Annotated in this window: 13 protein-coding genes; 3 read left to right on the top strand and 10 right to left on the bottom strand. The window is 73.3% G+C overall.

All coding sequences use genetic code 11. From position 1 onward, the window contains the following. The first annotated feature begins 211 nt into the window (after nt 1–211). Nucleotides 212–628: a pyridoxamine 5'-phosphate oxidase family protein gene (locus tag ALMP_RS41365; RefSeq protein WP_264937165.1), complete on the top strand. Its 417-nt coding sequence runs from the start codon at nt 212–214 to the stop codon at nt 626–628. A 105-nt stretch (nt 629–733) separates the two neighbouring features. On the opposite strand, the gene fxsT (ALMP_RS41360) is transcribed toward ALMP_RS41365, so the two are convergent. The 9 genes from fxsT (ALMP_RS41360) to ALMP_RS41320 form a co-directional block, all read right to left on the bottom strand. Continuing rightward, nucleotides 734–3,709, bottom strand: a complete 2,976-nt coding sequence (gene fxsT, locus ALMP_RS41360; RefSeq protein WP_264937164.1) for an FxSxx-COOH system tetratricopeptide repeat protein — start codon at nt 3,707–3,709, stop codon at nt 734–736. Nucleotides 3,710–3,809: 100 nt separating this feature from the next. After that, nucleotides 3,810–6,791 carry an FxSxx-COOH system tetratricopeptide repeat protein gene (fxsT, locus tag ALMP_RS41355; protein WP_264937163.1) on the bottom strand — a complete coding sequence of 994 codons (2,982 nt, stop codon included), beginning with the start codon at nt 6,789–6,791 and terminating at the stop codon, nt 3,810–3,812. 79 nt (nt 6,792–6,870) lie between these two features. Next, on the bottom strand, nt 6,871–10,752 hold the full coding sequence (gene fxsT, locus ALMP_RS41350) for an FxSxx-COOH system tetratricopeptide repeat protein (RefSeq protein ID WP_264937162.1): 3,882 nt from the start codon (nt 10,750–10,752) through the stop codon (nt 6,871–6,873). Continuing rightward, nucleotides 10,749–11,762, bottom strand: a complete 1,014-nt coding sequence (locus ALMP_RS41345) for a hypothetical protein (RefSeq protein WP_264937161.1) — start codon at nt 11,760–11,762, stop codon at nt 10,749–10,751. Before ALMP_RS41345 ends, fxsT (ALMP_RS41350) begins: the two co-directional genes overlap by 4 nt. Beyond that, nucleotides 11,759–12,790, bottom strand: coding sequence for an AAA family ATPase (locus tag ALMP_RS41340; protein ID WP_264937160.1), 1,032 nt, complete (start codon nt 12,788–12,790; stop codon nt 11,759–11,761). Before ALMP_RS41340 ends, ALMP_RS41345 begins: the two co-directional genes overlap by 4 nt. Beyond that, the gene (locus ALMP_RS41335; protein WP_264937159.1) at nt 12,787–14,046 is read right to left on the bottom strand and encodes a toll/interleukin-1 receptor domain-containing protein; all 1,260 of its coding nucleotides are present in this window, start codon (nt 14,044–14,046) and stop codon (nt 12,787–12,789) included. The genes ALMP_RS41340 and ALMP_RS41335 overlap by 4 nt, the downstream gene beginning before the upstream one ends. A 13-nt stretch (nt 14,047–14,059) precedes the next feature. Further along, nucleotides 14,060–14,950 (bottom strand): DUF4231 domain-containing protein, encoded by an 891-nt coding sequence (locus ALMP_RS41330; protein WP_264937158.1) that lies wholly within the window; start codon nt 14,948–14,950, stop codon nt 14,060–14,062. A gap of 46 nt (nt 14,951–14,996) precedes the next feature. After that, nucleotides 14,997–16,190: an FxsB family cyclophane-forming radical SAM/SPASM peptide maturase gene (locus ALMP_RS41325; RefSeq protein ID WP_264937157.1), complete on the bottom strand. Its 1,194-nt coding sequence runs from the start codon at nt 16,188–16,190 to the stop codon at nt 14,997–14,999. A gap of 73 nt (nt 16,191–16,263) precedes the next feature. Further along, complete coding sequence (locus ALMP_RS41320; protein WP_264937156.1) at nt 16,264–16,461, bottom strand: hypothetical protein; 198 nt, start codon at nt 16,459–16,461, stop codon at nt 16,264–16,266. A 373-nt stretch (nt 16,462–16,834) separates the two neighbouring features. Here ALMP_RS41320 and ALMP_RS41315 point away from each other — a divergent pair, with 373 nt between their 5' ends. Further along, nucleotides 16,835–18,280, top strand: a complete 1,446-nt coding sequence (locus ALMP_RS41315) for a glyceraldehyde-3-phosphate dehydrogenase (protein ID WP_264937155.1) — start codon at nt 16,835–16,837, stop codon at nt 18,278–18,280. Between the two features lie 46 nt (nt 18,281–18,326). Here the strand turns inward: ALMP_RS41315 and gndA are convergent, their stop codons facing one another. Further along, nucleotides 18,327–19,769 (bottom strand): NADP-dependent phosphogluconate dehydrogenase, encoded by a 1,443-nt coding sequence (gndA, locus tag ALMP_RS41310; RefSeq protein ID WP_264937154.1) that lies wholly within the window; start codon nt 19,767–19,769, stop codon nt 18,327–18,329. 162 nt (nt 19,770–19,931) lie between these two features. Here gndA and ALMP_RS41305 point away from each other — a divergent pair. After that, a partial coding sequence (locus tag ALMP_RS41305) for a hypothetical protein (RefSeq protein ID WP_264937153.1) occupies nt 19,932–24,489 on the top strand: 4,558 nt, incomplete at its 3' end.

Genomic DNA, 24,489 nt, shown 5'->3' with positions numbered 1-24,489 from the left:
GCGTCCACACAGTCCTCATGCCCCTGAACACGGCCAGCAGACAGACCTAACGGAGTCCTACTAGCAGCACGGCGGCGTGCTCGTGCCGCCCGGCAAGGGCCCATGTTCCGGGGGCTCGGGGCGTCTGGGGCTTTGGTCGTAGGTCGCAGGTCGGTGGTGAAGTGATCGGCAGCAACTGAAGATTGGCGATGTGGAATCTTCTCCTTTTGATGTGGACGCTTTCCTCCAGCAGCCGCTCACCGCTCGTATCGCGACGAGCGGGCCGACGGTGCGTCCTGTCTGGTTCCTCTGGGAAGAGGGAGCCTTCTGGACCCTGACAGGCCCGTGGGCCCGCTTGTTCGACCGCGTGAAGAACGACCCGAACGTCGCCCTCGTGGTGGACGAGTGCGATCTCGCGACAGGGCGTGTGCGACAGGTGATCGCTCGGGGCCAGGCCGAGCTTGTGCCCTTTGACGTGCCGAGGGGGCGGCGCAAGCTTGCCCGCTATCTGGGTGCGGACGAGGCTTTGTGGGACGAGCGTTTCGTGCACTACCTGCACGACGATCCGGTCGAACGAGGCACGATGTGGCTGCGTGTGGTGCCTGCCTCGCTCACCGCGACTGATCTCAGCTACTCCGTGGCGTCGTGACGGTGTACTTCGCGGCGTCGTTCTTCCGCGCCTTCGTGCGGGCCAGGCGGTAGGACTCGGTTCCGGTCTCGGAAATGGTGGAGTTCCTGCCCACCGGCGGCCGGATCAGATCGGCTGGGGTTCGAAGTCCCAGTAGGGGCGCGCACCGGAGCGCATGTAGTGGGTCTGCTGGTGGTCGGCGCCGTGGCTGGCGGCCAGCGCGGTCAGCGCCGCGCGCTCGTGCTCGTCCGCCTCCCGGACGAGTCCCAGCGCGCGCAGGTCCTGGGCGAGTCCGGCCGCCAGGTTGATGGCGAGCACATGGCCGGCGCCCACCGCGGCGACCGCCCGGTCCAGGGCGTCCCGGCCGAGGTCCGCGGCGCCCCGCGGGTCGCCCGCGGCGGCCAGCGCGGACGCGTAGTTCATCGCGCAGCCCAGCGCCCACACATGGCCGCGGCCGACCGCCGCCTCCAGTTCCCGCGTCGACTGGGCGGCCAGCTCCCGGGCCTCCTCGGTCTCCCCGTCGTCCAGGAGCAGGATCGCGCAGTTGTTGCGGGCGCCGATCGCGTACGGATGGAGTTCGCCCAGCTTGTGCGCGTAGGCGTCGGCGGTCGCCCGCGCCAGGTCGCGGGCCTTGACCCGCTGGCCCAGGGCGCGCAGCAGCATCGCGTAGTCGAGGGAGACCAGCAGCACGTCGGGGTGGTCGGCGCCGCTGAGCAGGATCAGCCGTCGGCGTCCCTCGCGCATCAGCTCGCGTGCCGTCTCCAGTTCGCCGTCCCGGCGCAGGCACAGCGCGAGGTTGTGTTCGGCGAGCAGGGTCTGGCGGTGGTCCTCGTCGAGGGTGCGGCGCAGCAGGTGCACGTTGTACTCCTGGAGGCTGCGGGCCTCCCGCAGGCGGCCCAGCAGGCGCAGCATCCGGGCCGTGTAGGTGCCCGACTGGAGGGTGCGGCGCTCGCGTGAGCCGAGCAGCGCGACCCTGCGCTCGTAGACCTCGCGGTGCAGGGCGCAGGACTCGGCGTAGTGCCCCTGGAGTCCGAGGGCAAGGGCGAGGTTGGTGCGGAACTGGAGGGTCTGTGGGATGTAGCGCTCGCCCCGGGCCGCCGCGCTCTGTGCCGCCTCCTCGTACAGGGCGCGGGCCTCGTCGTAGCGGCCGCGGGCCATGAGGGTGCCGCCGAGGCCGTCCTTGGCGCGCAGCAGTTCGACGCCGGTGAGGCCGGTGGAGTCCAGCAGCCGGAGCATGGCCCGCCCGGCCTCCTCGGCCTCCTCGTAGCGGCCGAGGCCGCGCAGCATGCGGGCCTCCTGGTCGGCGGCGGCCAGAGCGCCGCGCTCGGTCGCGCCGGAGACGCGTCGCCAGCTCTTGAGCACCCGCCGGGTCAGCAGCAGGCCGTCCTGGTACTCGCCGCGCACCCGCAGGTACTCGACGCAGTTCAGCAGGAGCCGGCGCACGTCGCCGTCGTCGGAGTCGGCGGCGCCGGAGGGTTCGAGATGGGGCAGGAGTTCGGCGTAGCGCTGCCAGTGGGCGGGGTTGCCGGGTTCGCCGGGATCGGCGTCGACGAGGACGCGGGCGGCCGTCGCCGCGTACAGGCGTTCGGTCTCCGCGGTGAGGCTGGAGCGGATGAAGCGGCGGAAGCTGCGGTGCATGCGCAGCGAGACGATGCTGACGAAGTCCTGCCGGGAGTCGGTGTCGTACTCCACGCGCAGAGAGGTCAGCTCGGAGAGGGTGAGCAGGGCGACGTCCCAGGCGCCCGGTTCGGTGACCAGCCCGGCCAGGTGGGGCGGCAGGCCGCTGGGGCGGGCGGAGCGCAGCAGCCTGACGGGGAGCATGTCGGGCGAGAAGAAGGTCAGCAGCAACAGCAGGGCGTAGACCGAGGGGGACCGGTCGGCCAGGGAGCGCAGGGTCCTCGCCCAGACCAGCCGGTGGGCGGGCGGCACGTCGAGGGAGCGGGCGGGGGCGCAGCCGGGGCCCGTGCCGTGCGGGTCGCCCTTCTTCAGCGCCTTCAGGTACTGGGGGATGTCGGCGGTGGGGTTGGCGTCGATCCAGGCGGCGCTCTGGTCGATGAGGAGGGGGAGGTTGTCGAGGATGTCGGCGAGTTCCTCGGCCTGGACCTCGCTCATCAGCGGTGCCCTGCGGCAGGCGAAGGCGACGCTCTCCGCCCGTTCGAAGGGCGGGAGTTCACGGGCGACGGCGCCGTAGCGGGTCCAGGCGTCGGTCTGGGACGTGATGACGACCTGGCCGCGTCCCTGGGGCAGCAGCGGGGCGATCTCGTCGACGTCCTCGGCGCCGTCGAAGATCACCAGCCAGCGCCCCTCGTCCTGGGCGAACGCCCGCTGGAGCGCCTCGATCTGGCCGGTCAGCTGGTCGCCCTCGCCGAGTCCGACCTCCCGGGCCAGGGCGGCGAAGCCCTCGCGGGCGGCGGCCTTGGTCGCGGCGGGCACCCACCAGATGAGGTCGTACTCGCCGGAGAAGCGCCGCGCGTACTCGCTCGCGGTCTGGCTCTTGCCGACGCCGGGCGGGCCGTGCAGCAGCACCCGGCGGCCCTCGCCGTCGCCGGAGCTCAGCACGTCGTGCACCTCGTCCAGGAGGTCCTCGCGGCCGGTGAAGCGGGGGTTGCGGCGCGGGGCGTTGCTGACGTCCGGCGGGTCCTCGGGGTAGCGGGGGCCCTCGTCGGAGCGGGTGTAGGGGCGGCTCGGGACCAGGCCGACCGTGCCCAGCACCCGGCGCCGGGCCTCCTCGGGGCCCACGCCGCGCAGGGTCACCGCGCCGAGGCTGACCGCCTCGGCCGGCAGCGAGCGGGTGGTCACGGTGACGGCGCCCACCCGGTCGCGCAGCCGGGGCATCACCTCGTACAGGACCTGCGCCCACTCGTGGTTGCGGCCCGTGTCGAAGCGCAGGTACCAGTCGTCCAGCACCAGCAGGACCCGGCCCGGCCGGCTGAAGAAGCCGGTGAGTTCCTCGACGCCGGGCAGCGGGCTGAGCGGCGACCACCGCAACTCGTTGACCACGCACCCTTCCTGGGCGAGCGCCCAGGAGATCCACCGGGCCCAGCCGTTGCTCACCCCGGCGTACACGAGGGAGATGGGGGTCGACGACACCCCTGCGCTCATGGGCGGGCTCCTGAGGATCGCGGATGGTGGTACCCGGATCCAATTGTGCGTCACATTCCCTGTTTGAACAGGTAGTTGGTGGTTCGGGATCCGGATCCGCTCACAGCGGCTGCGGTTCGAAGTCCCAGTACGGCCGCACCCGCCGCTGGGCGTCCCGGGTGTGCGGGTGCTCCGGCCCCAGCGTGTCCGCGAGCCGGCGTACGGCGTCCTGCTCCAGGCCCGCCGCCTGCCGGGCCCGGCCCAGGGCGCGCAGGTCGTCGGCGAGGGCCATCTTCGCCGACAGGGCGAGCGGATGCGTCGGGCCGAGGACGCGGATCGCGCGGACCAGGGTGTCGTGGCTCAGCTCGTGCGCCGACTCCACGTCGTAGGTGCGGCTGCGGGCGGCGCTGAGGTTGAGGGCGCAGCCCAGCGTCCAGGGGTGGTCGCGGCCCACCGCGGCGGTCATCTCCCGGTAGGCGGACTCGGCGTGGCGCAGGGCCGCGTCGTGCTCGCCGGCGTGGCCGAGGGCCATGCCCACGTTGGCCCGGGTGCCGATGCTGTAGGGGTGGTCGCGGCCCAGGAGACGCGCGTAGCGCTCGGCGACGGACTCGGCGTACTTCAGTGCCGTGCCGAGGTCGCCGTGCTCGCGCTGGAAGGTGGCGTAGTCGGCCTCGGCGACCAGCGTCTCGGGGTGCTGCGGGCCGAGCACCTGCGCGGCGCGGAAGGCGGCCGACGCCAGCCGGTCCCGGGCCTCGTCGTAGTCCCCCGAGCGCCGGCGGCACAGGCCCAGCTGGTGGTCGGCCATGATCGACTGGGGGTGGCGTTCGTCGGAGATCTGCCGCAGGGTGCGCACGATCTGCTCCAGGCGCGAGGCCGCCTCGGGGTAGTCGCCGAGCAGGCGGATCAGCCGGGCGTAGACGGCTCCGGAGTGCAGGGTGAGGTAGTGGCGGGAGCGCAGCCGGCGCTGGCGGATCTGCAGGACCTCGCGGTGGATCTCGCGGGCCTCGGAGTAGCGGCCGAGCAGCATCAGCGCCAGGCCCAGGTTGTGCCGGGCGGACAGGGTCTGCGGGGCCTCCGTGCCGAACTGCTCGGCGAACCGGGTGGCCGCCTCCGTGAACAGCTCGCGCGCCTGGGTGAACTGTCCGAGTGCGAGGAGGGTGCTGCCGAGTCCTTCCTTGGCGCGCAGCAGATCGGGGTGGTCGGCGGGCTTGTCGGCGGTGAGCCGGCGCACGACGGTGCGGCCGAGCTGTTCGGCCTCGTGGTAACGCCCGTGCTGGCGCAGGATGCTGCCGCGTTTGTGGTAGAGGGACAGCAGGGCGCTGTGGGCGGGGTCCAGGCCGCGCTGCCAGTGCGCGAGGACCTCGTCGCAGAGCTTCAGGGCGCTGGTGTACTCGCCGCGCATCCGCAGGTATTCGACGCAGTTGAGCACCAGCTCCTGCACGGCCGGCCGGTTGGAGTCGAAGGCCCCGGCGAACTCCAGGTGGGGGATGAGCCGGGCGTAGCGGGGCCAGTCACGGGTGTCGGCGGGCCGGCGCGGGTCGGCGCTGATCAGCACCTGGCAGGCCATCTCCGCGTACAGCTTCCCTTCGCGAGGCTGGAGTTCCTCGCGCAGGAAGCGGTGGTAGAGCCGGTGCATCTCGGCCTGCTCGACCACCGGGTTGTCCGCGGGTTCCTGTTCGTAGTCGAGGCGTACGGCCGTGTACTCCGACAGCCGGCGCAGCGCCAGGTGCCAGGCGCGCGGGTCGCGGACGAGTTCCTCCAGGTCGTTGTGGAGGTCGCGGTAGTGGACCTCGGTGAGCAGCCGGACCGGGATCTCGTTGGGCGAGAAGAACGCCAGCAGCTTCAGCAGCATGGCGGCCTTGGGGTGGCGTTCGCGCAGCGTGTCGAGGGTGATGGACCAGGCGGTCTGGAAGCCCTTCGGGTAGGTGGCCTCGGTCTGGATCTGCGCGGCCTGCGGGGTGTCGTGCAGTTGCTGGATGTACTCCCCCACGGGCAGGTCGTTGGCGTCCAGCCAGGCGGCGGTCTGGGCGAGCAGCAGCGGCAGGTCCTGGACGGCCGAGGCCAGGGCGTCCGCCTCGCCGGGGGTGACGCGGGGGGCGCGGCGCCGGACGAAGGCGACGCTCTCCACCCGGGAGAAGGAGCGCACACCGATCTCCTGGATGCCGGGTACGGCGGACCAGTCGCGGGTGGTGGAGGTGAGCAGCACGTGCCCGTGCCCGTCCGGCAGCAGGTCGGCCAGTTGCAGCGCGTCGTCGGCGCCGTCGAAGACCAGCAGCCAGCGCCGGCTGCGCTCGTCGGAGCGCATGGCGTCCTGCACGGCCCGGATCCGCTCGCCGATCCGCTCGCCGACGGGCAGGCCGAGGCGGGGGGCGAGGGCGGCGAGGCGTTCGCGGGCGTTGGCGCGGTGGGTGGCGTCGAGCCACCAGACCACGTCGTAGTCGTTGCCGAAGCGGTGCGCGTACTCGGCGGCCATCTGCGTCTTGCCGGTGCCGGTGCCGCCGTACAGGACCAGCCGGGTCGCGGCGGTGTCCTCGCCGGATCCGGCCAGCAGCGTGTGCATACGGTCCAGTTCGGCGTCGCGGCCGGTGAAGCGCCGGTTGCGGCGGGGGATGTCGAGGATCTCGGGCGGCTCGTTGGGGAAGCGAGGGGCGCCCGTGGGCAGCGGCACGGCCGGTCGCGCCGGGTCGATCGACAGGCGGCGCAGCAGCCGTCGTACCGCCTCGTGCTCGTCCAGGTCGTGCAGGTCGACGGGGCGCAGCAGGGCGACGGAGGCGGGGACCGCCTGGGTGGCCACGGTGACCGCGGCCAAGCGGCCGGCGTGCGGCGGCACCATGCCCTCCAGCACCCGCTGCCAGTCGCCCTCCGGGATGGGGCCCAGCGTGAAGTACCAGTTGTCCAGCACGAGCAGGATGCGTCCCTCGGCGGCGAGCAGCGCGCCGAACTCGTCCTCGAACGGCACGTCCACGCGGGGGTCCCAGCGCTGGGTGGTCGCCTCCAGGCCGCGGGCGCGCAGCTGGTGGGCGATCCAGGACGCCCACGGCCGGTTGAAGCCGGCGTAACTGATGGTGACGTGCTCGCCGCTCGGCTGGCTGTGGTTTCCCATTCGGCTGGTCTCCTGCCCTGCGGGTCGAAGGGGCTGCGGATCGGACGGGCGGGCTGGCTCTGGCGTGCTGCGCGGTGCGTCAGATGGGCTGGGGCTCGAAGTCCCAGTGCGGCCGCCTGAGGTCCTCCGCGGACCGGGTGTGCGGATGCTGGGGCCCCAGGGTGTCGCGCAGCAGGGCGACGGTCTCCCGCCGCAGCGCCTCTGACTCGTCGGCCCGGCCCAGCTCCCGCAGGTCCCAGGCGCGCGCGGTGTCGGCGGCGAGGGTGAGCGGGTGCCGGGTGCCGATCCGCCGTACGGCCATGGCGGCCACGTCCGTGTCGTGGACGAGGGCCGTCTCGACCTGCCGGGCCCGGGCGAGCATGGCGGTGAGGTTCAGCCGGCAGCCCAGGCTCCAGGGGTGTTCGTCGCCGACGGCGCGGACCATCAGCCGCCACGCGGTGTGGGCGGAGGCCTCCGCCTCGGCGCGGTCGTCGCCGTCGGCCCACTGGGCGAGCGCCAGGTTGCTCAGCGAGCCCGCGGAGTACGGGTGGTCGGGGCCGAGCAGGCGCAGATAGCGCTCGTAGACGGTACGGGCCAGGTCGTGGGCCTCGCGCGGGCTGTCGGCGCGCAGCAGGGTGGCCCGGTCGGCGGCCATCATGAGGGTGTCCGGGTGGACTTCGCCCTGGGCCTGCTCGGCGCGTTTGAGGACGCTGGTGAAGAGGGTCGCCGCGTCGTCGACCTGGCCGTCCCGGCGCAGGCACTGGGCGAGGTTGTGCTCGGCGCGCAGTGTCTGCGGGTGCTGCGGGCCGAGGATGCGGCTGTGCACGCGGGCGTTGTGCTCCTGGAGGGAGAGCGCCTCGCGGTAGCGGCCGAGCAGCCGGGTCATCCAGGCCATGTGCAGGCCCGAGTAGAGGGTGGAGAGGTGGTCCCCGCCCAGGCGGCGGCTGCGCAGCTCGTACAGCTCCCGGTGCAGCTCCAGGGATTCCTGGTAGCGGCCGAGCAGCCCGAGGGTAAGGGCCATGTTGCTCTTGGCCTCCTGGGCGCGCCGGTCCTGCTGTCCGGAGCGGGCCGTGTAGCCGTGCCACACCTCCTCGAACAGTTCCCGCGAGCGGGAGAACCGGCCGAGCGCCATGAGGGTGCCGCCCAACCCGTCCTTGGCGCGCAGCAGTTCGGGGTCGTCGGGCTCGCGGACCGGGGCCAGCTGTTCCAGGACCTCCGCTCCGACGGCCTCCGCGTCCCGGTAACGGCCCATCCTGCGCAGCAGGTTGGCGTGCTGGTGCAGCAGGATCAGCATGTCGCGGTCGGTGGCCGTGTGCCGGGACCGCCAGTGGGCCACCGCCTGCTGGCACAGGCGCAGTCCGGTGTCGTACTGGCCGCGCAGCCGCAGGTAGTTGATGCAGTCCAGGAGCAGCGTGCGCACATTGGGCTCGTCGCGTTCCAGGACGCCGGCGGTGTCCAGGTGCGGGATGAGTCGTGCGTACGCGGCCCACTCGCGCTGCTCCACGGGGCGGCGGGGGTTGGCGGCGGCGAGGATGCCGCAGGCGGCGGCGGACAGGCTCGCCCGGGTGCTTCCGTCGAGGGTGCCGCGGATGAAGCGGTGGTACAGCCGGTGCATCTGGGCGGTCTCGACGCCGTACTCCAGGGACGGGTCCTGGGTGTAGCTGAGGTGGATCGCGGTGAGGTCGGCGAGGACGGCGAGGGCGTTCTGCCAGCGGGTGGAGTCGGACACCGTCTCGGCGATGCTGCCGGGCGGGAACATGCTGGTGGGGGCGGCGGCGATGAGCTGCACCGGGATGGCGTCCGGGGAGAACATCACCATCAGCTCGACGAGTTCGGCGGCCTCCGGGTAGCGGCGGCGCAGGAAGTTCAGCGAGTACGCCCAGGTCCGGACGAAACCGACCGGGTAGTCGCCCTCGACGCGTACCTCCAGCTCCGCCGGTGACAGCCGCTGGAGGGCGTCGACGTAGGAGGTGACGGACTCGTGTTCGTTGGCGATCAGCCATGCGGTGGTCTGGGCGAGGACCAGGGGCAGGTCCTGGGCGGCCTCGGCGAGCTGCTCGGCCTCGGCGGCGGTGGCGCGCTCGACGCGGCGGCGGATGAAGGCGGCGCTCTCGTTCCGGCTGAAGGGCCGGACGGTGTACTCCTGGAACGCCAGCAGGCCGGCCCAGTCCCGGGTGAGGCTGGTGATGAGCACGTCGCCGCGGCCCTCGGGGAGCAGGTCGCGGATCTCGGCCACGTCGTCCGCGCCGTCGAAGATCAGCAGCCAGCGCTGCCGGGGCGAGGTGCGTTCGCGCAGCGCGGCGTGGACGGCGCGGACGCGCTCGCCGACGTCACGGCCGGCCGCGAGTTCCAGATGGGCCGCGAGGGCGGCGAACTCCTCGCGGGCGGTGGCCCGTTGGGTGGCCGTGATCCACCAGACGACGTCGTAGCTGTCGCCGTAGCGGTGGGCGTACTCGGTGGCGAGCTGGCTCTTGCCGACGCCGGGGATGCCGTGCAGGACGACGCGGGCGCCGGCGGGGACGGACGCGGCGAGCAGTTCGGAGATCTCCTCCAGGTCGTCCTTGCGCCCGGTGAAGTAGCCGTTGCGTCGCGGTGCCTCACGGACCTGGGGAGGTTCGTTGGGGAAGCGGGGGCCGTCGGGGATGTCGGGCGGGTCGCCCGTCGGGACGCCGAGCCGTTCGAGGACGGCGCGGCGGGCCTCCTCCTCGTCGAGTCCGGCGACGTCGACCGGGCGCAGCAGGTCGGTGCCCTCGGGCAGTGGTTCGCCGGACAGGGCGATGGCCGCGAAGCGGTGCCGGTGGGGTCCCACGATCATGCGGAACGCCTCGGACCAGGATGGGGCGCTGTGCAGGTCGGGGCGCAGGGCGCGCTCGTTGATCAGGAGCAGCACCTGGCCGGGCGCGGCCAGCAGGGCGCCGAGGGATTCGGTGGGGGTGCGGGAGGCGGTGTCCCAGTGCAGCAGGGTGGTGGTGCAGCCGGCCCGCTCCAGCTGGCGGGCGCTCCACATGGCCCAGGAGCGGCTCTCGCCGGCGTAGCAGATGCTGATGTGGCCGGTGACGGGCTGCGACTCGGGTTCGGTGTCGGGGGCGTCGGCCTGCGCCGGCTCGGTGGCGGAGGGCGGGTGCGGAGCGGTGGTGGGGGTGGGCAGCAGGTACATCGCGCCGTCGGCGGTGTTGAGCCAGCCGCTGCCCGGGCCGACCCACTCCTCGACGGAGGTGTCCCGGCCGATGAGGATCGTACGGATGGAGGTGGCGGTGACCAGTTCCAGGACGCGCGGGTCGGTGTCGGGCACGGTGATGGCGAACGCGTCGGGCCCCAGCGGCAGGTCGCTGACGACCAGCCGCGGTTCGGCCCAGCGCAGGTACAGCGGCACCTGGGGCAGGCCCTCGGCGATCACGGAGACGTCGGAGAGCGCCAGTCGCTGGGGGCGCGGGACCCTCGGCGGGTCCTCGTCGAGCCGGACCGCGGAGAGGGTGAGCAGTTGCCAGGCGGTGGTGGAGCGCTGCACCCGGTCGGGCAGGCTGTCCCAGGCTCCGATGAACCAGCGGGCGATGCCCTCGCGGCCCTCCTCGACCAGGGCGCGCAGCGCGGGCTGGAGGGACTCGTCGATCTGCTGGTCGGCCTCGCGTCCGCCGCTGACCGCCTGCCAGGTGGCGGTCTCCTGGGCGATCATCGCGGGGCTCTGTCCGGCGCGCACCTCCTGGAAGGTGGGCCAGAGGTTGTGGATGGGGTCGTCGTCGGCCGCCTGCTGCACCCGGCGGGCGAGTTCCGCGCGCAGTTCGGTGAGTTCCTGCGGGTTCAGGACGATGTAGCCGAAGCCCCGGTGTTCGACGAGGTCACCGAACCAGAGGTCGACTTCGGCGGCGACGTCCAGGCCGCGGGCCGCGCGCAGCCGGACGGCCCGCATCAGCTCCGGTTCGATCCGGGCCGCGATGCTGAGCAGCACGGCCAGTTCCCGGCCGGCCCCGGCGTGCGGGCTCATCGCCGGGCTCCCAGCGCCTTGCCGACGGTGGTGCCGCGGTCCCAGGCCACCATGGGTAACAGTCCGCGGGCCCATTCCGGCCAGAGCCGCTCCGGCAGCGGGACGAGCGCGACGGGTTCGCAGCCGCGCTGGCGGATCGCGTCGACCGTGGTGCGCCACTCCTGTTCGGTGGCGCGCCAGGGGTTGTGCGAGGAGCCGCCGGCGCCGAGGTCGGAGAGGATCAGCACCCGCACGCCCGGCCTCGGCGGCCGGTAGGGCCGCTGCCAGGTGGTGCGGGGGCCGGGGCCGGCGCCGCGCACGGGGACGTCGGCGAAGCGCAGGACCTGGGTGCCCGCGACGCCGGCGAGGGCGCGGACGTGGGCGATGACGTCGTCGACGTCCCGGGCGAAGGGCTCCATCGCGCCGGAGGTGTCGGCGAGGATCTGCACGCCGTAGCGGAGGGTGGGCAGCGGCAGCCGGGGGATGGCGGTGAGGGGCCGGGCCTGGGCGAGTGTCTCGGTGGCGCGTTCCACGTCGAGTTCGCCGTCGAAGGTGACTCTCGCCAGGAGGATGGTGAGCAGGGCGGCCGTGGAGCGGGGGGCGAGCAGCGGCAGGTGCGGCGGGCGGGTGCGGGCCTCGTCGCGGCCCGGTGGGCGGGCGAGCGGGTCGGTGCTCCAGCGGGTGGGGTGCCGGGACTGCTGTTCGACGGGGACCAGCACATTCACCGTGCCGGCCTCGGCGGCCGTGGGACGGCGCTGGAGTACGGGCTGGTCGGGGCCCGGCGGGCGGCGTTCGGGGGGCGCGTCCTCGGCGGGTGCCCGGCGGGCGGGGTCGCCGCGGCCCTCCTGGGGCCGGGGGGCGGGGTCCGCGGTGCCGGCGGGGCCGCCGCCGACGCCCAGCAGGGCAGCGATGCGGGCGAACTCCTCCGGGGTGCGGGCGTCGAGGGCGTGGGCGGCGCGGGCGATGTCGCCGAGCCATGCCTCGCCCATCGGGTGCCGTACGGCTTTGCCCCGGCCGGGTTCGGCCGTCACGGGCGGTCTCCGGCCATCTGCTGGGGCTTGATCAGGACGTTCCTGGTGAGCAGCTGCCATTGGGGGGTGCCGGGGCGGATGCCCAGGGACCGGCAGGCGAGGAGGGCGTCGAGGTACTCGGCGGTGCTGGGGCGGCGCACACCCTGTTTGTCGGCGTGGTGGCGGACCTTCATCAGTTCGCCGGCGACCGCGTCGGCGAGTTCCCGGTCGGCGTCGGTGACCTCGCCGGGCCACAGGGCCATGTGCTCCTCCGCGATCCGCACCAGCATCGCGCGGTCGTGTTCCGGCAGGACGTGCACCACACAGCGGCGCAGCAGCGCCTGGGGCAGTTCGCGCTCCTCGTTGGTGGTCAGCACGACGAGGTGGCGGGCCCGGCGGGCCTCGTCCGCGCGTCCGCCCTCCTCGCCCTCGGAGCGTTCGGTGCGGATCTCCCGGTTGGTCTCGGCCACGGTGAACCGGTGGGAGCCGAGCGGTACGAGGAGGCTGTTGGGCACGTCCGGGTCGGCCTTGTCGATCTCGTCGATGAGGACGACGGCCCGGTCGGGCCTGCGGGTGGAGTTGATCTCCTCGGAGGGGTCCGGGCACGGGTCGGTGATCTCCACGCCCTCCGGCCGGCCGCGCCTGCGGGCCGACCTCGGGGCCAGCGCCCACCACAGCACGCCGGGTTCCACGTAGCTGGCGTCGTCGGGGGTCTCCCCGCGGCTCATGGTGACCTGGGCGTCGGCGAGGCGTCGTACGCTGTCGAAGCTCCACAGCAGGTCGCGGGGCTGGGTGCGGTAGGTGACGACGTGCTCGTAGTAGCGCCAGTCCATCTGTTTGGCGATGTACGGCGCCAGGGAGGACTTGCCGGAGCCGGGCATACCGCGCAGGAGCAGCGGGCGCCCGGTGGCGAGGGCGACGTGCACCGCGAAGCGCAGGTCCTCCGGCATCACGTACACACGGCCGTCGCTGCGGTCGGGTGTGTCGAGCCATTCGACGTCGGCCGGGTCCTCGGTCCGCCGGCCCCCAGGGATCTGATTGTCCGTCACCACGCCCCCCTGTCCACGGAGTTCAGACGATCGAATAAACGCCGCGTGACTCCCTTGACCAGACTCTCATGTTTCTCCCCGAACGGTGGGTCGAGAACCAGCACTTCGTCTGGGTTTCCGGGCCACTTGGCGCGGGCGTCCACGCCCCTGCCGGGAATGACGAGGACATGGAGCCAGGGGACCTTTTCCTGGAGCTGTGTGACGACCCGGTGGACCATCGTGAGGTCGCATTTCTTGGCGTCCACGACCAGGAAGAACCGCCCGGACTCGGTGGGTTCCTCGGGGTGGTCGAGTTCCTCGTCCGCCTCCAGGCCCGCGTAGTACTTCACCGCTTTCTCGCACTGGTCGAGCAGGGCTCCTTCGAGGTCCTCCTCGCCGGGGAGGTACCCGGAGGCGGAGGCCATGAAGTAGCTGGTGACGTCGACGCAGAAGGCGCGGGCCAGGTACTGCTTGCCGATCTGCGGGCTGTGCACGTTCAGGATGACGACGCGGCGCGTCGAGCCGTCCCGCTCGCGCACGATGCGCCGGGCCTGGTCCCGGTCGACCCAGACGGGCAGGACCATGTCGGCGAGCAGCCGGGCCCTGCTGGTCTCCAGGCCGCCCATCCATGCCTCGGCGACCGCGTTGGCCAGCTTCTCGATCTTGTGGGTGTCGAGCATCTGGGAGGCCAGCAGGAGGTGGCCGCGTCCCGGGGTCAGCTCCCCGTGCTCCTCCGGGGGCAGGCCCAGGGCGGTCGCCATCCGTCCGAAGACGGACGGGTCCTGGATGTGGTTGAGCTGGACGCCGATGTTCGACAGCCATTTGCTGACGGCGTCGTCCGGGACCCGCAGGATCTCCGGAAAGAGGTCCACGACCCGGCGTGCCTCCTCCGACGGGGCGTGGGTGCCCGCCCGTTCCACGTCGTCGTCGGCGAGGTAGCGCAGCGCGGAGTTCCTCAGCTGGCCGGCGGTCACGTCGTTCACCAGGACGGTGATGAGGACCATGTCGGGGTAGAGGGTCTTGCGCCAGTGCAGGATGTCGGTCTCGCGGCGCACCCAGTCCGAGCCCAGGGCGTGGGAGTTGACCAGGACGAGGGCGGCGTCGCACTCGCCCAGGAACTCGGCGAGCTTCAGCCGCCAGGGCCGGCCCGGCTTCTTGATGCGCTGGTCCAGCAGGACCTTGTAGTTGCGGGCCTCGAGGCCGTCGGCGATGGCGTCCCTCAACTCCGCGGTCTGCGGGTCTTCGCTGGTGCTGTGGCTGATGAACACCTTGACCACGCCTGCCCCGCCTTCACTCCGCTGTCCACTTGGCCATCCAGCCCTCGTTCTGCACCGAGACGATGTGTTCCGTGCGCTGCGCCAGCCGGTCGGCGTCGGCGTCGGTGGGCGTCTCCAGCCGCTGCCACCAGCGCAGGAGCCGCTCCAGTTCGTCGGCGGTCGTGCTGTACTCGATCTCGAGGGTGACGAAGCGCGCGGACGCCCCGTGGGAGACCACGGCCGCCGAGATCGCGGCGACCACGGGGATCCAGGCCGCCGCCTGGTCCACCGTGAAGGCGCCGGCCACCGCGCCGAGGAGCGCGGCCAGTGCGGCGAGGGCGATACCGGAGCGTTCGACGCGCCGGGCACGGCGGGCCATCTCCTCGGCCTTCGGTCTGTAGTAGCCGTCGAGTTGGCCGCGCAGCCGTCGGGCGAGGTAGCCGGTGACGTCGGTGACGGGCGGCAGCGGGCGGTCGGCGGGCCGGATGCCGCGCAGGGCGGGGAGGAGATCGGCCGCCTGGGACTGCATCTCCTCGGCGCGGCGCAGGAGTTCGGCGTCCCGGCCGGCCGGGTCGCGGTAGTGGTCGAGCTTCGCGAGGTAGACGTAGGCCTGGCTCTTGAGTTCCTCGGAGACCGAGCGCAGCCGGGTCCACTCGCGCACCCGGTCGGGGGCGGCCCGGTGGGCGGCGAGGGGTGCGGCTCCGGCGGCGAGCAGCGCCAGGAAGGACAGTGTGCGGCCCAAGTGTGCGGAGACGCCCATGAGTTGGGATGCGGCGACGCCGAGCACACCGGCGGTGACCGCACAGCACAGGGTCACCGTGCGTGCTCGGTCGATCCCCGCTTTGCTCCGGTCGGCCGCCTGCGACCAGATGCTCTGCGTGCGCCAGACGTCTTCCGCGACGGCCGTTCCCCCGATTGTGCTCACGGCAAGATTTTGACGCGGCTTCAACTCCTCTGCAATCAGAACGGCTTCAACCGGACAGGAGCGGATCGATCCCCAGAACCGCTTCGAGCCTGCGGGCGATGTGCCGGATCAGCATGTCGAGGTCGGCGCAGTACACGGATCGGTTGCGAAAGCCGCTGCCTCGCCGGTAGCGGTGGGCGTAGTGGCCGCCGCCGCAGACGCGCAGCAGCGGGCAGGAGCGGCACTCGTCGCTGAGCGCGTCCGCGCCCAACTGCCGTGCGGCGATGCCGGGGTGCTCCAGGACGTCGTCGAAGCTGTGGGAGAAGACGTCCATGCCGGTGGCGGGGGCTTCCTGGTACGCGGCCTTGAGGGAGTCCACCTGTTCGATGCCGCCGTCGGTCTCCACCAGGACGGCGGCGACCGGGGAGAGCCCGACGGCCTCGGCGCCGCCGGAGAACCCGAGGAGCAGTCCGATGATCTCGGTGAAGAGCCGGATCCGGGTGCGGTACCGGCCGCCGTCGAACCAGCGGTCGAAGGCGTGGGCGAGCCATTCCCCGTACGGTGTCGAGCCGGCGCTGGAGGGTCCTTTGCCGGGCGGGGGCGAGGCCCAGTTCGCGTGCGGCAGGAGCAGGTCGAGGGCGGCGGGCCGGAACTCCAGCAGGGAGTCGTAGACCTCGACCGGGTCCAGGTCCAGGTCGATGGTGCACAGGATGCCCGCGTAGGTCTCGGGATGGCCGGCGAGGACGGCGAGGCCGCGGGTGGCGGCGTGCCAGGAGGGGCGGCCGGCGTGGTCCACGCGCCGTTTGTTGTGGTCGGGGCGGCCGCCGTCGAGGCTGACGCCGACCCGGATGCCGCCGGCGGCGAGCCGCCGGACGACGTCGGGGGTGAGCAGGGTGCCGTTGGTCTGGACGCTCACCTGGACCTCGCAGTCCGTGGCGGAGGCGGCGCGTACCGCCGCGCGTACCTCGGCGGCCTGCCGCAGGGCCGTCTCGGCGCCGCCGAGCAGGGGCTCGCCGCCGTGCAGCTCGACGCGGATCCGGCTGAGGCGGTGGGTGGCCACGTGTTCGCCGATCCGTTCGGCGCTTCGGGTGAGCACGGCTTCCGTGACGCGTGCCGGGCGCCGTCGCCAGCTGGTGTCGGCCGCGGTGTACACGTAGCAGTAGCTGCACAGCAGGTTGCAGCGGCTGTGCAGCTTGAGCACGAACTGGTGGAAGGGAACCGGCGCGGTGCCTGCGCGCCGGAGAGCGGGTACGTCCAGCAACCGGTGCGGCCACGGGGCTGACGTGTGTACGTCTGCCGCGGCCGCCGCTCCCCCTCGGGGACCGTGATTCACCTCAGGGACTGTCCTCGTAGTACGCGACGGGCTCGGCGTGCGCCTCCCGTTCCAGCAGCTGCCGCAGCACCTCCGTGAGCACGGGGTGGTCCACGCCGCCCCAGAGTGCTCGCGGGCTGCCGTCCGCAGCGGGACGAAGCCGGGCGGCCCGGGCGGGGCCGTCGGCCAAGAGCTGCTCCCCCAGCCGAGGATTCGACACAGCACTCCCTCCGTGATCAGCCACGGCAGCCGCGGCTGACCCCGCTCCCGTGACACGGGCCAATGCTACGGCCCGCCACGTCTATCCTGAGCTGGTATCGCCCCTTCCGCACCGACCGAGTCCGCGCAGGTCGTGACTTTCGTCGGTTTTCCCGGGCTTTCTCCGTCCCTCACCCGCCCGCGCCTCCCCCGGGAGCCGGCGGCGAGGGCCCACCGGAACCCCTTCCTCACTCAACTTCCTTCGTGCCGCCCCCACTTGAGTGCGCCCGCCGGAGCCGGCCGGGGCGGCCCGACGGCGATCCGGAGACCCCTTGAACGCCCGAATGACCAGGGGGGTTAGCATATGAGCGCCACCTAGCTCGAAAGAGATTCCTGTGACTGTCAACGACGACTCGTTCACCAACTGGAAGAACCGCGAGGAGATCGCGGAGTCGATGATCCCGATGATCGGCAAGCTTCACCGGGAGCGGGACGTCACGGTCCTGCTGCACAGCCGCTCCCTGGTGAACAAGTCGGTGGTCAGCATCCTGAAGACGCACCGCTTCGCCCGGCAGATCGCCGGTGAGGAGCTCTCGGTGACCGAGACGATGCCGTTCCTCCAGGCTCTCACCACCCTGGACCTCGGCCCCTCGCAGATCGACATCGGCATGCTCGCGGCGACGTACCGGGCCGACGACCGCGGTCTGTCGGTGCGGGACTTCACCGCCGAGGCGGTCGCCGGCGCCACGGGCGCCGACAAGATCGAGCGCCGGGAGCCGCGCGATGTCGTGCTCTACGGCTTCGGCCGCATCGGCCGGCTGGTCGCCCGGCTGCTCATCGAGAAGTCCGGCTCGGGCAACGGGCTGCGGCTGCGCGCCATCGTGGTGCGCGGGGGCGGCGACCAGGACATCGTCAAGCGGGCCTCGCTGCTGCGCCGCGACTCCGTGCACGGCCAGTTCCAGGGCACGATCACGGTCGACGAGGCCACCAGCACGATCGTCGCCAACGGCAACGAGATCAAGGTGATCTACGCCGACGACCCGACGGCGGTCGACTACACGGCGTACGGCATCAGCAACGCCATCCTCATCGACAACACAGGCAAGTGGCGCGACCGGGAGGGGCTGTCGAAGCACCTGCGCCCCGGAATCGACAAGGTCGTCCTGACCGCGCCCGGCAAGGGCGACGTCCCCAACATCGTGCATGGCGTCAACCACGACACGATCAAGCCGGACGAGCAGATCCTGTCCTGCGCGTCCTGCACCACCAACGCGATCGTCCCGCCGCTGAAGGCGATGGCCGACGAGTACGGCGTGCTGCGCGGGCACGTGGAGACGGTCCACTCGTTCACCAACGACCAGAACCTGCTGGACAACTACCACAAGTCGGACCGCCGGGGCCGTTCCGCGCCGCTGAACATGGTCATCACCGAGACCGGCGCCGCCTCCGCGGTCGCCAAGGCGCTGCCCGACCTCAAGGCGCGGATCACCGGCAGCTCCATCCGGGTGCCGGTGCCGGACGTCTCGATCGCGATCCTCAACCTCCAGCTGGCGCGCGAGGCCGAGCGCGAGGAGGTCCTGGACTACCTGCGCAACGTGTCGCTGACCTCGCCGCTCAAGCGCCAGATCGACTTCATCAGCGCCCCCGACGCGGTCTCCAGCGACTTCATCGGCTCCCGCCACGCCTCGATCGTCGACGCCGGCGCGCTGAAGGTGGAGGGCGACAACGCGATCCTCTACCTCTGGTACGACAACGAGTTCGGCTACTCCTGCCAGGTCGTCCGCGTCGTCCAGTACGTCTCCGGCGTGGAGTACCCGACGTACCCGGCGCCGAGCGCCTGACCCGCGGTCCGGCCCGGTTCCCCCGGGCCGGACGGGTCACGCGTCCTCAGTCCGCCGCCGTCTCCGGGCGGCCCTCCTCGGCCCAGTGGGTGTGGAAGCTGCCCGGGCGGTCGGTACGGCGGTAGGTGTGGGCGCCGAAGTAGTCGCGCTGGCCCTGGAGGAGGGCGGCCGGGAGGCGGCCCGCGCGCAGGGTGTCGTAGTGGGCGAGGGCGGCGGAGAAGGCCGGCACCGGGATGCCCCGCCGCGCCGCGACGGCCACGGTCTCGCGCCAGGGGACCTGCGCGTCGGTGATCTCCATGGCGAACTCCATCTCGCCGAGCAGGCTCACCAGCTCCGGGTCGGCGGCGTACGCCGTGCGGATGCGGTCGAGGAAGGAGGCGCGGATGATGCAGCCGCCGCGCCAGATCGCCGCGACCTCGCCCAGGTCGATCTTCCAGCCGAACTCGCCCGCCGCGTCCTGGATCATCTTCCAGCCCTGGTCGTAGGCGATGACCTTCGAGGCGTACAGGGCGTGCTCCACCTGGGAGGTGAAGCGGGCGGCCTCGGTACGGCTGAGGACGGGGGTGGTGCCGCCGGGCAGCCCGGAGTAGGCGGCCCGCAGTTCGCTCTGGCCGGAGGCGGCACGGGCGAAGGTGGCCTGGGCGATCGCGGTGACCGGGGAGGCCAGGTCCAGGGCGGTCTGCACGGTCCAGCGGCCGGTGCCCTTCTGGCCCGCGGCGTCGGCCACGATGTCGACGAACGGCCGGCCGGTGGCCGCGTCCGTGTGGGCGAGGACCTCCGCGGTGATCTCGATCAGGTAGGAGCCGAGCCGGCCCTCGTTCCAGGTGCGGAAGATGCCGGCGATCTCGGCGGGGGTGTAGCCGGCGACCTGGCGCAGCAGGTCGTAGGCCTCGGCGATGAGCTGCATGTCGGCGTACTCGATGCCGTTGTGCACCATCTTCACGAAGTGGCCGGCGCCGTCGGTGCCGACGTGGGCGGCGCAGGGCTCGCCTGCGACCCGCGCGCTGACGCTCTCGAACATCGGGCCGAGCACGGCGTACGACTCGCTGGAGCCGCCCACCATGATCGACGGGCCGTTGAGGGCGCCCTCCTCGCCGCCGGAGACACCGGTGCCGACGAAGTGGATGCCGCGCTCGCGCAGCGCGGCCTCACGGCGGCGGGTGTCGGCGAAGTGGGCGTTGCCGCCGTCGATGATCATGTCACCGGGTTCCAGCAGCGGGGCGAACTCGTCGATGACGGCGTCCGTGACCGCTCCCGCCTGGACCATGATCATCAGCCGCCGGGGGCGTTCCAGCGCCGCCACGAACTCCTCGGCCGTCTCGGCGGGGACGAACGCGCCCTCGTGTCCGAACTCCTCGACGAGCGCACGGGTTCGGCCGGCGGAGCGGTTGTGCACGGCGACGGTGTAGCCGTTGCGGGCGAAGTTGCGCGCGAGGTTGCGGCCCATCACGCCGAGGCCGGTGACGCCGATGGCGGCGGTTGCGTTCATGAGGTACGTCCCTTGGATCGGTGGCGCGGGCGTGGCCGGGGGTGGCTTCCCGTGCCTCCAGATACGGCGCGGGGGCGGGATCTTCTCGATACGCGGGCGAAGTGAGTCGCCCCGCTTCGCCCGTCCGACGGGCTGTCAGTGGCGCGTGCCAAGATCGGTGGCATGCTCGCTCACGCGCTTCTGCCCGCGCAGACCCACCGGTCCGCCACGTACGCGCTCTGGGTCAAGGCCCACGACCCGGGTGCCGAGAGTGCCGCGCTCGCGCTGCTCGACGAGGTGCGGGCGGCGATGTCCGCGGCGTATCCGAAGATGGGCCGCTGTCTGGACCGGTTGCAGGGGCGGGCGCGGGCGCTGCCCGTGGAGCATCTGCCGTGGTTCTGGGACACGGTGGCGCACCGGCTGTGCGGCTACCCGGGGCGCGCGGCGGCCAAGGCGTACGGGCTGGCCCGAAAGGCCGAGCGGGACCACGCGCTGCCCGTCGACGCCGACTGGCGCCGGGCGAACGTGCTGTTGATCGCGGGCGCCGGGGCGCTGCCCGTCAAGGAGTTGAGCGACCATCAGCGGTGGCTGGGCGAGCACCTGGACGCGGCCGACGCCCATGAGGAGTACGTCCGGGTCCTCACGGCCTGGGCGGCCTCCGCGGGTGAGCTCCCGGCCGACCTGGCCCGCAGGGTCCGGTCCTCGGCGCGCGCCGCCGGTCTGGGCGCGGAGGAGGAGGCGCGGGTCCTGGGCCGGCTGCTGGCCTCCGCTCGGGGCAAGGCGGTGCCGGATGCCCTGCTGGAGGCGGCCACCGCGCCGCTGGCCGCCCATCAGCAGGACGCCGAGGTGCTCAGCGCCCTGCTCGATTTGTTCCCCGACTCGCGCAACGACGCCGCGGCCTGGCTGCGGCTCCTGCTGCGCTGCGGTGCCGTCGACGCGGCGGCGGCCGGCCGGCTCACCCCCGAGGGCGGTCTCGCCGGCTGGCTGCGCGGCTACACGCGCGCGTACTCGCACCGGAAGGTGCCCTACGGCGGTGTGTCCCGCCAGCCGATGCCGCCGGAGCTGTTCGAGATCGTGGCCCGGTTCGCTCCCGGGCTGCGCGAGGCGGGCAGGCCCGTGCGGCTGCACGAGGACCAGTACCGGTGGCCGGGGCTCGACGCCGACCTGCTGGACGCCTGTCTGGCGGAGGGTATCGCCGTGGAGGACCCGGGCGACGCGATCCAGGTGAAGTTCTGGGGCGAGCGGGCGCGGCGCGACCTGAAGGCGCTGGCCGCCGACCCGGTGTTCGGCAGGCGCCTGGAGGGCACCGTCCACGCCGGTCTGCGGGGCGCGGGCACGGCGATCACCCTCCTGCCGGAGAACGCGGGGATCGCCGCCGAGGTGCACGGCCGGATCGGCAGCCTGCTCGCCGCGCTGCACGGCGGCGGCCTGGCCGCGGCCGACGAGGCGGTGGACGAGTTGGTCACCCTGCTGGACCGGCCCACGGCGGTCGCGCTGGACGGCATCGAGGAGGCGCTGGCCGGCCTGGACCTCACCGGCCCGCTCGCGCGGGCCCTGCGCTCCGGGCTGCCGGAGGAGCTGGCCTGGCCCGCCCTGGAGGCGGCGCTGACGGACTTCGACCCGGCCGAGACCCTCCGGGTGACCTGCACCTGGCCGGTGCTGACGGTGTACGGGGAGAACCGTGCCGTCGCCGTGGACCACGCGGGCACCAGGGCGTCCTACGCGTTCCGCGTCCCGGACGACGCGACCTCGCACACCGTGCACTTCGCGGGCGGTCAGTTCCTGGTGAGCTGGACGAGCGGCGACGGCCGGTCGTTCGGCGACCGGGCCTTCTGGAGCGGCAGCCCGCACGACGTGTTCGAGCCCCGGCACACCTTCGGCCTGCGGCCCTACGACAGCGTCATCCAGGGCGGCCTCGGCTACCAGTTCGAGAGCCCGGACCGCGGGGGGCGCCACGACGGCGAGCGGATCCTGCGCCCGGGCAGCCGGGAGGGCATCGGCCACCACGACCTCCAGATGAGCGACGGCCGCCGCTTCTGGAGCGCCGAGGTCTTCCACTCGCGCGGCAACTGGACCCGCTTCGACCCGGCCACCGGCGAGCGCGGCGACGACCGCGCCCTCCCCGGCTTCCACCGGGACGGCGAGGTCCCGCCCGGCATGGAGGCGTTCGACGACGGCCGGACGCTCGCCGCCCTGCCGCCGGACGCCCCGGCCTCCCCGCTCGGCCAGGACGGCCGGCTCGTCGGCTGCCGCGTCCTCAACCGCACCCCCTACGCGGGCCCCTCACCGACCGACTTCCTGCTGGAGTCGGTCGACGGCCGCCGGGCCCGCTACCGCAGCCGCCGCCCCGGCCGGCGGCCGTGGGGCGTCATCCGGCTGCCCGAGGGCGGGGAGGACGCGGTCCTGGTCGGGCAGGAGACCGTCCGCTGCCACGCGGCGGAGGACAACTCGCTGCTGTGGCAGGTCCGGGGCTTCGTCCCCACCCCCAAGTACGACTACTCCCCGACCCTCGGCCAGGGCCGCGGCCCCATGCCGCCGCCCGCCTTCTGGCACTTCCTCACCCCGCGCGACGAGCGCTCCTCGCAGGCGCTGCGTACCGTCGACGCCGCCACCGTGCGCGCGCTGCTGGACGCCGCCGTCGCCAGTGGGGACGACGAGGAGGTACGGGCGCGGGCGACCCGCCTGCTGCCCGGGGTGACCGACGCCCGGGTGCTGGAGGGCGTGGTGCGGGCGGCCCGGCTGGCCGCCGACGTCCTGCTGCGGCGGCAGGAGCTGTCCCGGCGGGTGGCGATCATGCGCGCCGGGCCGGTGGTCGACCTGCCCGCCGACATCCCCGACACCACCCTCGCCCCCGCGCTGGCCGGCCTCCTGCCGGACCTGCGGCCCTACGAGGCCTACGCCCCGCAGCAGCACCCCGGCACACTGACCGCGCTCGCCGCCGACGGCCGTCATCTGCGCGGCGAGATCGACGAGGAGACCCGGCGGCTGGCCCCGCCGTCACCGCCGGCGGAATGGCAGGTGCTGCTCGGCCGGGTCGACGCCGTCGCCTGGCGGGCCGCGGTCGAGACCACCCCGGCCGGTGAACGGGCGGCGCTGGCCGCCCTGCTGACCACCTGGAGCGGGCAGCCGTTCGCCGTGCCCGGCACGAGCTGGCGGACCGGCCGCGCGCCCGAGGAGGACCTCGAGGCGCTGCGCACCGCCGGACGGGCCGTCGCGAGCGGACCCGCGCGCGGCGGACTGGCCCGGTTCCTCCAGCGCGCCGCCGATCCGGCACCGGAGCGGACCGAGGAGGACACGACCGTCACGATCACCGGGGACGACAGCGCGCGGCTGACGCGCCTCGTGGAGCTGACCGATCGTCACGGTCCGCTGCCCCTCACCCCGGAGGCGCTCGCCGTCTTCTCCTGGCGCACCGGGGTCCGGCGTCCGATCGCCGCGCTCGTCCTCGGCGGCCTCCCCCACCGGGAGCGCTACGACGACCATCTGAAGATGCTGCGTTCGGCGCCGTACAAGGCGAACAAGGCCATGGCCCTGGAGTACGGCGAGCTGTGCCGCCGGCTCGGCCCGCAGGGGCGGCTCGCCGTGCTCGCGGCGGGACTGCCCGAGGACCTCGCCGACCTGTGGACGCCGGGCGGCATGAACCGGGCCGCGGAGCGCATGGCCGCCGTCTGGGCCGAGCGGCTGGGCACGACCCCGTATGTGGACGAGGACCTGGCGGCGGCCGTGGAGGCCGAACTGGGGCTGGACGCCGACTGGGCACGCGCCCTGTCGTCCGGCCGGGCACCGGACGAGGAGGGCGGGTTCGTGCTGGTGGGCAGCCGTACCGGCGGGCTGCTGCTGCACCGCTCGCGGCCCGACGGGTCGGCCGGGGAGTGGGTGCCGCTCTCCCGGCCCGCGCATCTGGAGGCGGCGTCCGTCATCGCCTGGGCGCTCACCGAGCGGCCGGTCGGTGACCCGGCCGCCGCGGGCGCGCTGAAGCTGTACGAACGGCTGCGCGCCCGGCTCGACGACCCCGGCACCCTCGTCGACCTGGGCGAGCACCGGCCCCTGGGGCGGATCGCGGCCCAGGACCCGGATTTCCGCCCGTACGAGGGCCCCGTGCTGCCCTGCCCCCGGCCGCTGCTCGACGAGGTCACGGAGGGGGCCTCGGCGGTCGACGACGGGGTGTTCGTCGTCGCCGTCCCGTCGGGGGACGTCTTCCTGCGGACCTCGGCGCTGGCCGATCCACGGCGCGTCGAGCGTGCCCTCGCCCGGTGCGGCCTGTCGGACCTCGCCTGGCTGCGGGCGCGGCTGGAGCGGACCCGGGCCCTGTTCGACGGACTGGCCCGGATGGCCGCCCGGGCCGAAACGACGCCCGTGCCGCCCGGCGGCTACGAGGCCAACCCGGCGCTCAGCGCCCCGGACCTGGTCACCGACACCGCCCGCCGGCTGGGCGTCGGTGCGGACGCCGCCGCGCTCTTCCTGCAACTGCGTGCCCTGGCCCGGCCCACCGACCGCGCCATACGCCGTTGGAACGACTGGACGGCCGAGCGCCACAAGGCCGCCCAGGCGGAGCTGGTGGCCGTCGGCGCCGTCGAGACCGGACGCCGGGCACGAGCGGGCCGTACGGTGTTCGTCCGCGGCGCCTGGGAGACGCCAGCCGCTCCCCATCTCCCGCTGGAGAGCGGCAAGTTGGCCACCCACCTGGCGTCGAGAGTGGGCAAGGCCGTCCACGGCCCCTTCACCCGGCTCCTGTCGCCCA

Origin of the sequence: Streptomyces sp. A012304, assembly GCF_026008495.1 — a bacterium.
Lineage (GTDB): Bacteria > Actinomycetota > Actinomycetes > Streptomycetales > Streptomycetaceae > Streptomyces.
Note: the sequence above shows the minus strand (reverse complement) of the source record. Positions and strands in the feature narration are given on the sequence as shown.

What these genes read in the sequence shown, in the direction of transcription:
- fxsT (WP_264937164.1), bottom strand. Translation starts at nt 3,709, where the DNA reads ATGAGCGCAGGGGTGTCGTCGACCCCCATCTCCCTCGTGTACGCCGGG.
- fxsT (WP_264937163.1), bottom strand. Translation starts at nt 6,791, where the DNA reads ATGGGAAACCACAGCCAGCCGAGCGGCGAGCACGTCACCATCAGTTAC.
- fxsT (WP_264937162.1), bottom strand. Translation starts at nt 10,752, where the DNA reads ATGAGCCCGCACGCCGGGGCCGGCCGGGAACTGGCCGTGCTGCTCAGC.
- gndA (WP_264937154.1), bottom strand. Translation starts at nt 19,769, where the DNA reads ATGAACGCAACCGCCGCCATCGGCGTCACCGGCCTCGGCGTGATGGGC.